Here is a 12,267-nt window from a genome sequence, read left to right on the forward strand (position 1 = left end):
TCACCGCGTGCAATCACCAGCCCGTGCACCGCGGCCAACACCGCTTCACCCGCCGCGCCCCACGCGCCGGCGCCGCACCCGGACCGGCCCACACCTCACCACCCACGCGCGTCGCGTCAGCGGCGCTGACCGCCCGCCCGGCATGGCGCAGCCACACCATAAACCGGCCCAACTGCTCCACCCCGACGACCCAGTCCCGGCCCGTGAGCCGGCACCGCCGCAAGAACAACGCGATCGCGCCCGCGTACGCCCGCGTCGTCAACTCCGCGCCGTCACGGCCGAACCGCACATGCCGCAGGAACGCGTCCGCCACACCCACCGCAGCCAAGTCCTCGTTGAGCACCGTCCAGTACCGCACCCCAGACGGCATCGTCACCGGGAACGCCCGCACCCGTCCACCTCGCCCTCGCCCTGGCCAGCAGAAACAACCACCAGCCACGAGAACGACACACCCAAAGATCTGTTGCGCGACCGCCAGCCGACGCGCCGGATGCAACGTCACGCCACACCCAGCCGACCCGCGGAGAAACCGAGCCGATCAGGCGCCTGGCCGACAAATTGGCCTCTCACCGCAACTCCGCGCCGAGCGCCGAATCCAGCTCCTTCTGATCAGGGCCGCTTGCCCTCCTGAAGCGGCAGCGGCGGCGGCTACCCATCGTGCAATTTCAACACTCTTCAACGCAGACGACTTGACCTTGGTCGAGAGGCGAGCGTCGATCGTGCTGGTCATCGCGCGGCCTGCCCATCAGGAGAAACACGACCGACGGGTCGGACGGTGACCTCTGCCTGGACACCGATGGAGGTCATTCGCATGTCCGACCCGACCGAACCCCGCGCGTCTGAACGCGCGCTGCTGCCCCGCGACGTCACCGACCCCCTGCTGTGGCGGCTGGCCGTCGACGTGGCCACCGCTCACCAGCTTGGCCCCGACGATCGGTGCGTCAACCTGCAGTGCGCCGGCCAGTCCGGTCCGTGTGTGGCCGCCCGGATGGCCCAGCGGGCGATGCGGTTCTCGCGCCGCCCGAAACCGCAACCACGACCCCTGCCACAGGCCACCGACGCCTGGGAACGGACGCCGCAGCGGCCGGTCCGCGACTCCGGCGGCTTCGTCGGCTGGTTCACCGCCCGCATCACCGCCACCGCCACACACCTGCGGGTGCGAATGCCACAACGGCTACCACGCCGCATTCCCGGCGCAACCCTGACCGCCGCCTACGCCGCGTAGTGGCAAGCGCCAGGGCAAAGCAACTACCAGTCCAGCCTTTCCGCGCCAACGGCTGGCCGCAAGACCACTAGACCGCACGGTCAGCCGGCGAGCCCAGTACCAACAACAACGGTTCCACACCGTGCCCTGATCACCGGCGTATCCCACCGCACCGGCATACCGCCGCCGCACCCGCCAGTCAATCCCGCATCAACCTGGAAGGAACAACAGTGAGTCCTGATTGCCTCGTCGGTGTCCTCGACCCCGACCAGTCGGAGACCGTCCGTGTCCGGTACGTCCACCTCGACGGCTCGCCCGGCCATGTCCTGCCGACGCTCGACCGGATCTGGTCGCACACCTGCTCCCACGACACCACCGCACTGGTCGACGGGCTGCTCGCCCACCACTGGTCCTATTTGGACGGCGACGTCTCGGCGGACACCGCGATCACGCTCACTGGTGAGCAGCCGGTACCCGGCATCGGCATGGCCAGCGAATCCGACGACAGCCAGGCCGAGGTCCTGCCCATGCAGGCAGCGGTCGACCGCGTCAGCTGGGTCTACGTCATCGACTCCGTGCACGCGACGGTCACCGTCCACGACCAGGGCGACCTCGGCCGGCCGCTCACCCGCCACCACCTCACCGACCCGGCGCAGCAAGCGTCCCGCACCGAGGAGCCCCTCCCGGCCGACCCGGCCGCGGCCGTACGCGGCGCAGGCGGCACGCACGGCCGCGCCCTGGCCGACGCCTGGGCACAGGACGCCCTCGACAGCGCCCGCGCGGACGCTCGCGTCACACCGACCAACCCACGCCGCCCGACCCCGACCAGCCGCCCACCCACTGACCCCTCACAACAGGACAACCCCGAGCGGACATCGAACGATTCACCGGCAAGTACACCGGCGTACGCATCACCCCCGAGATGCTCACCACGCAGCACCGCCGGGCCCGCATCGCCGCCATGTTGGCCGACGCCCTGATCCGCGCCGTGACCGCGATCGACGCGGCAGAAAGGGAACGGGCCGTCCAACCCCGAACTGGAGGAACAGCATGACCTTCCGTACCGAGACCACCCTCACCGGCTACGCCCGAGCGGCCATAGCGATGAAAACCCGCATGCACGACTTCTGCACCAGCACCGCCGGTGTCGAGTACACACGAGCTTTCGTCGAGACCCTCTTCGCGAACTTCCCCGAACCCGATCCGCACGGCGAGGCCGCACCCGACCAGAACGTCGCCGAGGTCATCAACCGCGCCAGCGGCACCGTGTGGGCGCAGGGCGAGGCGTACGTCCTCGCCCCCGCCATGACCGCCATCGTCGCCGCAGCGGCCGAAGCGCTCGACCTCACCGGCGACCTCCTCACCGCCGACGCCGCCCCCACCGACGGCGGCGTGCTCTTCCTCCCCGAACCGATCTACCACCGCAACCTCAACGGCCAGGTCAGCGGAATCGCTGCGATCACCTGGGCCACCGTTTCCTCCCCCAGCGGCCGGTCATGGCTGATCTGCGGCTGGGCCGACCGCGACGACCCCGAAGATCCTCACGCCGCCCGCATCCGGGGCTACACCCAGCAGGATCCGACCCTACGGTCGCGACTCGGCCCCTACGTGATGACGAACCTGGACATGCTGCCGATCGCGGCACCGGTACCCGCCGTCGAACACCCGGACGACCTCGAGCCTGACCGCGATTGGGAGACCGCGCCCGACGGCCGGTACGTCATCGCCGACGCCACCGCCCGAACCCACGTCTGCGCGGCGATCGCCTACGCGTTCTGGCGCATCCAGGCACAACCCATCAGCATCGCCGCTCCGGCGCCACTGGACCGGCCCGCCCGCCGCCGCGCCGCACGCGCCTCCATCGTGCACGACACCCGCGTGGTGATGCTGCGGCGCACCTCCGCCCTGACCGAACCCGGCGACGGGAACGCCCGGTGGCACTACCGCGTCCGGTTCGTCGTACGCGGTCACTGGCGCCGCCTGATCGACAAGCACGGGCAGGCGTAGTGAGGTCGGTCCGAGGCGCGGTTCCGGCCTTGCGGCCGGTCCGTTTCCTCGGACCGCCTCCCGAACCGGACAGGCGCGTCTCCGCGCATCCGGCTCTCCACGTGCCCGTGCCGATGGGCTCAGCTCACCGTTGCGCTCGCGGTCCATGGTGTCGGGATCTTCTCGCCCCGGTACCGGTAGCGGACGATCGCGACCGGTGAGGCTCCGGTGAAGGTGATCCCGTCCGCGACGATCTTCCAGCCCTGCATGAAGCGTCTTCGCGTCGCCTTCCATCCCAGTCCGTTGCGGCGCTTGCGGATCCACCGCACGATGCGCCACCACGTGAACGCGTCCACCTTGCTGAAGAACCGTTTGGACACGCCGTGCCGGAAATAGTTGGCCCACCCGCGCAGCGCCGCGTTAACGCGGCGCAGCAGTTCCGCGAGGTCGTAGCCTCTCGACCTGTTCGTCAACGCCCGCACCTTCGCCTTGATCGACGCAATGGCCTTGCGCGACGGCATGGTGTAGACGTACTGCCTCGACGTCCCTCGCTTGCGGTGCCGCTGGATGCGGTGCCCGAGAAAGTCGAAGCCCTCGTCAATGTGCACCACTCGGGTCTTGGCCTCAGCCAAACGCAGCCCCAGCGGTGCGATCAGCGCGGCGACCTGCTCCCGCAGCGCCTCCGCGACGGCCTGGTTGCCGTAGACCATGACGACGAAATCGTCCGCGTAGCGGACCAGCCGCCAGTTGCCCAGACCCTTACGGCCGCGCAGTACGCGCCTTCCGCTGGTCCCCATCATCTGCTGCCACTGGCCGACGAAGTGCTCGTCCAGCGCCGACAGTGCGATGTTAGCCAGCAGCGGGGACAGGATGCCGCCCTGTGGCGTCCCGGTGATGGACTCTTCCCGATGGCCGAGCTCGGTGAGGATCCCGGCCTTGAGGAACGCCTTGATCAGCGTGAGCACCCGCTTGTCTCCCACTCGCTGGCGCACCCGGTCCATGAGGGCCGTGTGGTCGATCGAGTCGAAGCACGCTTCGATGTCAGCTTCCAGCACCCACTCGTATCCGCGGGTGGTGTAGAACTGGATCTCCGCGATCGCGTCGTGCGCGCGCCGGTTGGGGCGGAACCCATACGAGCACGGCTTGAAGTCCGCCTCGAAGATGGGTTCGAGCACCAGCTTCAGCGCCGCCTGGACCACCCGGTCGGCCACGGTCGGTATCCCGAGACGGCGCCGCTTGCTGGTACCCGGCTTCGGGATCATCACCTCCCGCACCATCACTGGGACGAACGTGCGCGACCGCAGTTGCTCACGCACGTCGGCCAGGAACGCCTCAGCGACTCCCACAGCGGCGATCCAGCCAGGTTTGATCCCGTCCACGCCAGCTGTGCGAGCCCCGGTGTTGCCGCTGACCCGCTCCCACGCAACGGTAAGAAACGCCGGGTCAGCCACGAGGTTGAACAAGTCGTCAAACCGGCGCGCAACATCCTCGCCGGCCCATCGGTGCAGCTTCGCCTGTATCCCCAGTACCCGTGCCCGCGCCTCGTCGAGGTTCGGCCACGACGCGTCGGTGTTCACCGACGACCTCCTGGCATTACAGTCCGCAAGCTGCGAACACGCTGTCCGCCTTCGCCCTGCGAGCGGTTTTCCCGCTCTCCGTGGTGGGACGTCACTCCCACGACTACTACGCGGACTCCGCCCCGGCCGACACCCTCAGCAGACGACGTGCCTGCCCGCCTACGCACTGGCCGTACGCCCGGCGGGCGGTGTCGGACGGTTCCCACGTTCACCGTCGATCGTTCAGCGGGTGAGGTGCCCAGCTTTGCCCCTGCGGCATCGCCACGGCTACGCCGTAGACCTTCACCGTGGCCTCCCTGCCGACATTCGAAATCCGGCTCAGGAGTTGCCCGGCCCCGCCGACGGCGTGGCCGGGTGCGTACCGCACCCCGGCCCGTATCCACCAGATTTGAGCCGAGTGATCCTGAAGAGGCTTTCACACGCTGGTTCCTCACGTACACCTTCCCGCTTCGCTTGCCGGACCCGGCCCGTCTGGTAGTTCCGGACCGTCCCGTCGTTGTCGGGGCTGCTTCCCGCCCTCCCCGGCGTCTCCCGGCTCAGGCTGCCCCCAGCTACACCCGGCTGCTACGACAGCCCAGGCGGTGGTGGTCTCTCACCCCCACTCGATCGACAGCGCCTCGTGGCGCACCCGGATCTGGATTCACGCCCACATCAAGGGACCCGACGACGCGCCGCTGCTGCACGGCGAGAAGGTCGCCGTCCTCGCCCGCTAACGCAGACCACCGCACCCCAACTCCGCATCGACGACCGCGCGGGTCGACCCCGACCGCGCGGTCGTCGCCGTGCCCCCAGCCCGTTCAGCGATTCACGAGGAGACATCACCCGTGGGAACCCCCTGCTACGTCGGCGCCGCCGACCCCGCCCAGCCGACCATCGTCCGCGCCCGCTACGTCCACTTCGACGGCTACCCCGCATCCCTCATCCCGCAACTGCGCGGCATCTGGGCCACCACCACCCGCCGCGACACCAACGCCCTCATCGACGCGGTCCTCGCCAACGACTGGGACTACCTCGGACCCGACCTCACCCCGGACCCGCAGCCCTTCGCCGGCCAGCACCACGTCGCGGGGGTCGGCATGACGCTCGACGACACCGCGCCGGAGCCGCTCACCGTCTTCCCGCTCAGCCGCGCCGTCGACCTCGTCGCCTCGTGGATCTACGTGATCCACCCCGCCGACGACACGGTCACCGTGCACAGCGGCGACGGCGAGCCGGTCGGCGTCCACAGCCTCGGCTAACCCTACGAACCAGGAGGAATCCGCCATGCCCGGCTCCGCCGCGCCGCCCTACCGAACCCATCACCCCGACCCCGCTGGCAGGGGGGTCGGGGTGAAGCTCCGATCCCTGGTGTCACTCGCCGTGGCGCTCATCGCCGTGTTCATCCTCTGCGCCGGTGGCCTCGGCGGATTCCTCGGCGGCGGCACCGCCGTCGGCCGGCTGCTGCGACTCAACAAGCCTGGCAGCGGCGAGGTCGACGACGCGGACGCGGCCGACGCCCCGTTGTGCGACCGGCAGCGGCTGGTCACCGCCGCCGACCTGCTGCCCAGCGCAGCGGATAGTGCGGTGCCGGCATCTGCGGCCGGCGGGGAGCACCAGCCGTGAGCGTCTACCTGTCTGGCCCGCGCGTCGTCCTGGTCCACACCAGCGACCCGCACACTCGGCTGCGGCCCGGTGCTCTCGGCACCGTCCGCAGCCACGACCAGCAGTCGAACACCGTCGCCATCGCCTGGGACGACGGCTCCACCCTGGCGATGCTGCTCAACGACGGCGACCGCATCACGCTTGCCCCAGGCTCGCAAGCCGTCACCGCAGACGCGCCCGACGACGAGCGTCCGGCGTCGGCGGGCAGCCCGGCGCAGGACTCCGGCGCTCCGGCGTCACCGGTTGCCGACAGCGATGCGGTCACTTACGTCATCGAACTGCCGTCCTGCGACATCCACCGCACCTTGAGCGGCACGGTGGTTCCCGCCGGTTATGACGGGGCGACCCGGTTCGGTCCGTGGGCCTTCATGTGCGATGGCTGCTTCCTCGCCTTCGGCCTCGGCCTCGGTGTCGGCCGCGGACAGCGGCTGATCCTCGGCCGCCGACCCGACTCCGGCGCGGCCGCCGACAGCAGCGGCCCGGACTGAGTCGCAGCCGCTTCACCCTCCAGCCGCGTACGGGCGTGCCTCGAACGCGCCGACGCCTTCGAATGAATCAACGCACGGGCTGGATGAACTGCGACTCGCAGCCGGGCGACACCCAAACGCGGGTGGCCGCCCGTCAGCGGCCACCCGCCCTTTCTCTGCTCGGCCGCGACAGCGCCGGGACCTTCTTCTGCCGCACTGATGGGAGAACCACGGTGAAACCCTTCGTCACTGGACAACGCGTTGCCCCCGTGATCGACGGTGACATCGCCAGCGCCTTCGGACACGGCCCGCAGGGCACCGTCGGCAACTACGACCCCGACCAGCAGATTCTTGCGGTCACCTGGGACGACGGCACCCAGCAGACCCTGCCCGCCGAGACCCGGCTCATCCGGCTGACCACCAACTGGACGCCGTCCGCCCGCACCGGCCTGTCCTGGCAGCAGACCCTGGACGCGGTCCGCTCCGCCGGCGAGCGGGCCGGCCAGGACGGCGCCGACTGGTGGTGTCGCCACCACATCGGCGCGAGCGCCACGGGCAACCCGAACGCGGCGGCCCGCAGTGCGCTGCTCGACTTCGCCGAAGACTGCCCGGAGATGATAGACAGGCTGCCGATGTCGGCCGTCCGCGACGAATCTTTCACGGAGCCGCCGACCGAGACGGACCTGCTCACCCTGCGCCACGGCGTGCCCGTTCCTTCTGGCGAGACGGTCAGCGATCAGCAGCGAGACCAGGCGCACGATGCCTACCTGGAGGCGTTCGACACCCGCCTTGCTCGAGTACGTCGCCGAGCGGTGCCGGCTGGTGACCAGCCCGGCCGGCAACGGCCGCGACCATCCCGGCGATTTCGCACCCCGCGCCGCCCAAATGGTAAGCACCCGACCTGACCACCGCTCCGCGTAGCCGCACACGGCTACGCGGGCTCTTCCCGCCGCTGTGACTCACCAAGGCCGCCGCACGCACCGGGAAGCGGCTCCCTCACGCTCCGACCACGGGCCAACCGCATCCGACCCTGCCATTCAGAATCGGGCTACCTCTCGCCGGACGACTTGTGTCCGTCGCCGCAGCGACCGTCAATTCGCGCGGATCGCCGATTACTCATCACACCCGCCGCCAGATCACGTGCAGCCATGCCTGAAGGAATGACCATGCCTACCGCCGGATCCACTCCGCCATTTCCCGAACCGATCTTCATCGATCGCTACGACCTGCCGTACATCGAACTTCCCTATGGCCCGATGTACCTGTCGGCCTCCGTCAGCATCTTCATCGACGACGGCGTGCTCTATTGCAAGAAATGCTACGAGGGCGTCGAGGGGCGCCTGGCCGCCATACCCGAACCGTGTGAGCCGGCACTGCCCCTGGAGGAGTTCGAACGCCGTACCGAAACCCACACGCGGCCGGAATGACGAACAGGGTGAGGTTCGCGCGCGGCCACTGGCCGACACCTCACGGCCAAGGACGGCACCGCTACCAGATCTGGATTCGCACCCACATCAACCCCGGACGGGGCCCGGCCAGACGGTCGGGCCCGCCTCATTCCACGACCACGAACCGCGTTCTCGACGAGACGGAGACCAACATGCCCGACACCACGGCACCCCTACCCGGGTTCAACTCTCGCAACCGCGCCTACCTCCGATTCCTTGACCGCACGTCGGACCTCGACCTCGCGGTCTACATCGACGCCGACAGCGGCCGGCCGCTCACCTTCACAATCACCGATCCCCAGTCAGGCGACGCCTTCACCGTCATCGCCGACAGCTCCCTGGAGATGACCGACCCGCACGCCCTCCTCGCGCTCGACCGGTTCGGTGACACCGTCAGTTACGGCCTCTTCCGCGACAACGCCACCGCCCAGGCCAATGCCGCACCGCTGGCCGAGGCGCAGCGCCTGATCAGCGTGCACACCATGCCGCTCCATCATCCCGACACCGCCGAACTGCCCGACACACTCCGACAGGCACTCGACCATGAACTGGTCCGGCATGTCCGGCAGAGGTATCCCGATGCCCATCGCAGCGCGCTGCTGCTGCTCGACCGGACCAACGCCACCGGAGAGCTCGTCGGGCCGTTCACCGATCCGACCTCGGCCGCGCTGTGGCAGCATTCCCACCCGAGACCCCACACCGAGCGGATCGTCCTGCCACTGGATCGAGCCGTCAGAATCGAGGGCCGATGAACCCGCCACGCACCGGTCCTGTCCCGGCCGCGGACCCGGCACGGCCGGTGGTCGCGATCGACGTCGACGGGGTCCTCAACCCCGACCACCCGCCCACCGCCCGCCAGCTCGGCTACCACCGGCACCACTACGACGGTCCCGACCCAACCGGCCGGCATGTCTCGGGAGAGGTGTGGCTGCACCCCGACCACGGCGCGTGGCTGCAAGAGCTTGGCCATCACGCTGACCTTGTTTGGTGCACAAGCTGGGGCACTGTCGCCGCGACGTGGGTCGCGCCCCGGCTGGGCCTCCCGGACGACCTGCCCGTCATCGACGTCGGCCAAGCCGGCGTGCGGTTCGGGCGCCAGCTCAAGCTCACCGCGCTGTACCGCGCCGTCGGCGGGCGGCCGGTGGCCGTTCTCGACGACGAGTTCGGCGGTCGCGATCCCCTCGAAGCCGCTGAACGCACCACCCACGGCAGCGCCACCCTGCTGGTCCCCGTCAACAGCGTCACCGGCCTACAACGCGGCCACATCGAGCAGGTCATCGACTGGCTCGGCCAGGTGGCCATCGACGATCGGAGGGCATATGCGCCAGGCGACACGGTGGCCGGGCCTGCCGGGCCAGATGAGGACGACGCGTCGCACGAGGAGGACGGCGATCTCGGCGTCGGCGATCCGCTGCTACGGAAGTCCCGCCTGTTGTCCAGGCTGTGCTCCACCTGCATCTTCCACCCCGGCAACTTGATGCGGCTCTCCCCAAATCGTCTGCGTGACCTGGTAGTCAAGGCACGACGGGACGAGTCGTTCATCGTCTGCCATAAAACCCTTCCCTACTCCGGAAATCCGGGGGGCAAGCCGGCCATCTGCCGAGGGTTCGCCGACCGCTACTCGACGCAGGCGCTGCAGGTGATCGAGCGGCTGTTCGGGTTCGTGGAGGTCGACCCACCCGGCGAGGAGGCGGACCGGGCCGACGCCAGCGCGCCGACGGGAAACCGTGCCAACGGGAAGGGCTGAGCCCGGCACGGCAAGGTAGATCGGCATCCGAGGTGGGCTGAGCGGGTAGACCGCTCAGCCCACCTGCGGGTTGTCGAGGAAGAGGGCGGCCCTTTTTTTGCGTTTGTCGGCTCGTCGCCATCTGTTGACCTCACTGACTCCCGCCCGGCCGCCTTCCTTCTTCTGGCCCGGGGTGAGGTCGTCGTCGTTCCACTCGTAGTGTCCCTTGATGCGCCCCATGTCGCCGAACTCTAGCTGCTGCGGCCCAAAAGGATCCCTGGATCGGGAGCAGGCGAAACGCTGTCGTGCTGGCCGGATCAAGGTGCGGGCGTCGCTACAGCCGCTTGCAAATGAACTCGCCGGGCCCGCCGTCGATCATGATTTCCTGGCCGGGGAGCGCTTCGTACAGCTTATTGATGGCCTCGACGGTGCCGGCGGCCTTGCAGTGGGCGCCGTCGGGTTCGGTGTGGACGAGGTACGCGGTGGGGCACTCGCAGACCCTGCCGAACGCGTAGAACCGGCCGCGCATCGCCTCGTGGACCAGCGTCATGGGGTAACACACGACGTGCTTTCCGCAGATCGTGGGTAACTCGACCAGGTCCCCGACGGCCTCGCTGGCCGAGAGCTCGGTGGCCGGTTTCCACGGACCGAGCCTGATGAACGGCTCTGTGGAGCGCAGGTCTATGGCATTGGCGAAGGCGAGAAACGCGGCGTCGTCGATCGGGGTGCCGTGCGGCCAGATGACCGGGGTCGCCACCGGCCAGAGTTGCGGGAGTTGTTGGCGGGTCGCGGCCGTGACGGCCGGGGCTTCGGTGGTGAATCGAACGCCGTGCAGCAGGAGCTGGCCGAGCACGATGGTGGTGGCGTAGCCTTGGGGCGCGTCGGGTTCCGGCAAGCCGTCGACGGCGACCGTGATAGGCGTCACCCAGATGGTAGCGAGCCGGTGTTGCCCGGCGTACCTGCCGATCCAACACTGGCTGGTCGGCAGGGGCACCTTCTGGTCGCGCAGATCCCACAGACGGTGGTACTCGGACGGCGGAAGGCCGTAGCCAGCGTCGCGTTCCTTCTCGGAAGACACCAGCATCGCGGTCAGCGCGGTCTTCTGCAGCCACGCCGCGACCGGGCCGGCGTCCTCGGCGGTGAGGTGACCGGCGTTGCCGAGGATGAACGGCGTCAGGGTGCGCTTGGCGACGTCTTCGAGGCGGCTCATCCAGCCGTTGTTGCACGGCCCGCAGATGCCGACGGTCTGCCGGAACGGGGGCCGGACGCCAAGGTCCCGCCCGATGCGGTTGAGCGGCCCGGTCACGTGTGGGGCGGGCCGCAGGTCGAGCCCGATGCTCGAGAGCCAGTCGCCAAGAACGTGCTCCTGAGTGAGTTTGCCGGTGAAGCCGCAGAACGCGCAGGTAGCCATAGCTTGGCCTTTCCCTCGTCGGACACCGCGCCCGTGATACCTATGACCGGCACCACGGTCAGCCGGCTCACGCTGGCAAGCGGCCGTTCACCGGGCGGGCGGATCGACGTCGAGTATGCGCCGACAGTGACGGGCGTCGGCGTAAAGTTTCGGCGGCTCTGGCAAGATCTTCGTAGCCAAAGATCACTGATGACCAAGTCAGACGCGAGGAGATGCCGGCTGCGTCCCGCACCCTACCCATTTCGCCGCTGAGCCAGTGGAGCGGCGACCTTCGTCATAGGCCTCTGCCCCCATCGTGGACCGGACAGTTCGACCGGCCGCAACCCACATCGTCTACATCCCGGTCGAGCCGGTGACCGTCATCGAGGTCAGCGCGGAAGCGACGAGGCTGGACACATCCCCTGCGTCTACTCCGAGCCCGTTTGAATCTTCAACCCGAGGTTGTCGAACTCTGCCAGCGGAGGTTGGCGAGCGTGGCGGCACCGGCTCGACCTGTTCGACCCTGACCGACCCGCGTTGCAGTGCGGACACATCACCGCGTACCCGCGCGGCCCCGAGGTGCTTGACCCCGCGTACCTCGGCGGGCACGGCAACGTCCTGTTCAACCCTCAGCTGCGCCATCCCCGGCCGGTGCCGCCGAACCTCGCCACGCAGTGGCTGCTCGTGCTGCTCGGCTACGACGTCGCGGGCATCAAGGGCGCCCCGGGCGGCGGCCGAACCTACGGCGCCGAGGTCGGCCCGATCGCCGCAGTCACCCACCTGCACCTGCACGGACGCACGCTCAAGGACAGGTCGTGTACGGCAGTG

The 12,267-nt window shown here is 69.1% G+C and carries 15 protein-coding genes and 1 pseudogene; 12 read left to right on the forward strand and 4 right to left on the reverse strand.

Going from position 1 to position 12,267, the window contains the following annotated elements; all coding sequences use genetic code 11:
* Nucleotides 1–13: 13 nt before the first annotated feature.
* On the reverse strand, nucleotides 14–391 hold the full coding sequence (locus tag ACN27G_RS29365; protein ID WP_421495945.1) for a hypothetical protein: 378 nt from the start codon (nucleotides 389–391) through the stop codon (nucleotides 14–16).
* Nucleotides 392–811: 420 nt separating this feature from the next.
* On the opposite strand from ACN27G_RS29365, the gene ACN27G_RS29370 reads away from it, so the two are divergent.
* The 3 genes from ACN27G_RS29370 (at nucleotide 812) to ACN27G_RS29380 (ending at nucleotide 3,211) form a co-directional block, all read left to right on the forward strand.
* Complete coding sequence (locus ACN27G_RS29370) at nucleotides 812–1,225, forward strand: hypothetical protein (RefSeq protein WP_421495946.1); 414 nt, start codon at nucleotides 812–814, stop codon at nucleotides 1,223–1,225.
* Nucleotides 1,226–1,434: 209 nt separating this feature from the next.
* Complete coding sequence (locus ACN27G_RS29375) at nucleotides 1,435–2,184, forward strand: hypothetical protein (protein ID WP_421495947.1); 750 nt, start codon at nucleotides 1,435–1,437, stop codon at nucleotides 2,182–2,184.
* A 70-nt stretch (nucleotides 2,185–2,254) separates the two neighbouring features.
* On the forward strand, nucleotides 2,255–3,211 hold the full coding sequence (locus tag ACN27G_RS29380; protein WP_421495948.1) for a hypothetical protein: 957 nt from the start codon (nucleotides 2,255–2,257) through the stop codon (nucleotides 3,209–3,211).
* A gap of 119 nt (nucleotides 3,212–3,330) precedes the next feature.
* On the opposite strand, the gene ltrA is transcribed toward ACN27G_RS29380, so the two are convergent.
* Nucleotides 3,331–4,767, reverse strand: a complete 1,437-nt coding sequence (ltrA, locus tag ACN27G_RS29385) for a group II intron reverse transcriptase/maturase (RefSeq protein ID WP_421495949.1) — start codon at nucleotides 4,765–4,767, stop codon at nucleotides 3,331–3,333.
* A 584-nt stretch (nucleotides 4,768–5,351) separates the two neighbouring features.
* Here ltrA and ACN27G_RS29390 point away from each other — a divergent pair.
* The 8 genes from ACN27G_RS29390 to ACN27G_RS29425 all read left to right on the forward strand — a co-directional run bounded on the left by ACN27G_RS29390 (nucleotide 5,352) and on the right by ACN27G_RS29425 (nucleotide 10,070).
* Complete coding sequence (locus ACN27G_RS29390; protein WP_421495950.1) at nucleotides 5,352–5,480, forward strand: hypothetical protein; 129 nt, start codon at nucleotides 5,352–5,354, stop codon at nucleotides 5,478–5,480.
* A 111-nt stretch (nucleotides 5,481–5,591) separates the two neighbouring features.
* Nucleotides 5,592–6,005: a hypothetical protein gene (locus ACN27G_RS29395; RefSeq protein WP_421495951.1), complete on the forward strand. Its 414-nt coding sequence runs from the start codon at nucleotides 5,592–5,594 to the stop codon at nucleotides 6,003–6,005.
* Between the two features lie 91 nt (nucleotides 6,006–6,096).
* Nucleotides 6,097–6,369 (forward strand): hypothetical protein, encoded by a 273-nt coding sequence (locus tag ACN27G_RS29400; protein WP_421495952.1) that lies wholly within the window; start codon nucleotides 6,097–6,099, stop codon nucleotides 6,367–6,369.
* The gene (locus ACN27G_RS29405; protein WP_421495953.1) at nucleotides 6,366–6,896 is read left to right on the forward strand and encodes a DUF4314 domain-containing protein; all 531 of its coding nucleotides are present in this window, start codon (nucleotides 6,366–6,368) and stop codon (nucleotides 6,894–6,896) included. Before ACN27G_RS29400 ends, ACN27G_RS29405 begins: the two co-directional genes overlap by 4 nt.
* Nucleotides 6,897–6,931: 35 nt before the next feature.
* Nucleotides 6,932–7,780 carry a hypothetical protein gene (locus tag ACN27G_RS29410; protein WP_421495954.1) on the forward strand — a complete coding sequence of 283 codons (849 nt, stop codon included), beginning with the start codon at nucleotides 6,932–6,934 and terminating at the stop codon, nucleotides 7,778–7,780.
* A gap of 261 nt (nucleotides 7,781–8,041) precedes the next feature.
* Nucleotides 8,042–8,302 (forward strand): hypothetical protein, encoded by a 261-nt coding sequence (locus ACN27G_RS29415; protein WP_421495955.1) that lies wholly within the window; start codon nucleotides 8,042–8,044, stop codon nucleotides 8,300–8,302.
* 173 nt (nucleotides 8,303–8,475) lie between these two features.
* Nucleotides 8,476–9,075, forward strand: a complete 600-nt coding sequence (locus ACN27G_RS29420) for a hypothetical protein (protein WP_421495956.1) — start codon at nucleotides 8,476–8,478, stop codon at nucleotides 9,073–9,075.
* Between the two features lie 47 nt (nucleotides 9,076–9,122).
* The gene (locus tag ACN27G_RS29425; RefSeq protein ID WP_421495957.1) at nucleotides 9,123–10,070 is read left to right on the forward strand and encodes an HAD domain-containing protein; all 948 of its coding nucleotides are present in this window, start codon (nucleotides 9,123–9,125) and stop codon (nucleotides 10,068–10,070) included.
* 54 nt (nucleotides 10,071–10,124) lie between these two features.
* Here ACN27G_RS29425 and ACN27G_RS29430 read toward each other — a convergent pair whose 3' ends face one another.
* The gene (locus tag ACN27G_RS29430; RefSeq protein WP_421495958.1) at nucleotides 10,125–10,289 is read right to left on the reverse strand and encodes a hypothetical protein; all 165 of its coding nucleotides are present in this window, start codon (nucleotides 10,287–10,289) and stop codon (nucleotides 10,125–10,127) included.
* Nucleotides 10,290–10,383: 94 nt separating this feature from the next.
* Nucleotides 10,384–11,460, reverse strand: a complete 1,077-nt coding sequence (locus ACN27G_RS29435; protein ID WP_421495959.1) for a hypothetical protein — start codon at nucleotides 11,458–11,460, stop codon at nucleotides 10,384–10,386.
* Between the two features lie 516 nt (nucleotides 11,461–11,976).
* Here ACN27G_RS29435 and ACN27G_RS29440 point away from each other — a divergent pair.
* Nucleotides 11,977–12,237: pseudogene (locus ACN27G_RS29440) on the forward strand (hypothetical protein); the annotation flags it as partial.
* Between the last annotated feature and the right edge of the window lie 30 nt (nucleotides 12,238–12,267).

Origin of the sequence: Plantactinospora sp. WMMB334, assembly GCF_049179095.1 — a bacterium.
GTDB lineage: Bacteria > Actinomycetota > Actinomycetes > Mycobacteriales > Micromonosporaceae > Plantactinospora.

Excerpts from the sequence above, each read along its gene's own strand:
- ACN27G_RS29420 (WP_421495956.1), top strand. The coding sequence starts at position 8,476 with ATGCCCGACACCACGGCACCCCTACCCGGGTTCAACTCTCGCAACCGC.
- ACN27G_RS29435 (WP_421495959.1), bottom strand. The coding sequence starts at position 11,460 with ATGGCTACCTGCGCGTTCTGCGGCTTCACCGGCAAACTCACTCAGGAG.
- ACN27G_RS29370 (WP_421495946.1), top strand. The coding sequence starts at position 812 with ATGTCCGACCCGACCGAACCCCGCGCGTCTGAACGCGCGCTGCTGCCC.
- ACN27G_RS29380 (WP_421495948.1), top strand. The coding sequence starts at position 2,255 with ATGACCTTCCGTACCGAGACCACCCTCACCGGCTACGCCCGAGCGGCC.
- ACN27G_RS29430 (WP_421495958.1), bottom strand. The coding sequence starts at position 10,289 with ATGGGGCGCATCAAGGGACACTACGAGTGGAACGACGACGACCTCACC.
- ACN27G_RS29415 (WP_421495955.1), top strand. The coding sequence starts at position 8,042 with ATGCCTACCGCCGGATCCACTCCGCCATTTCCCGAACCGATCTTCATC.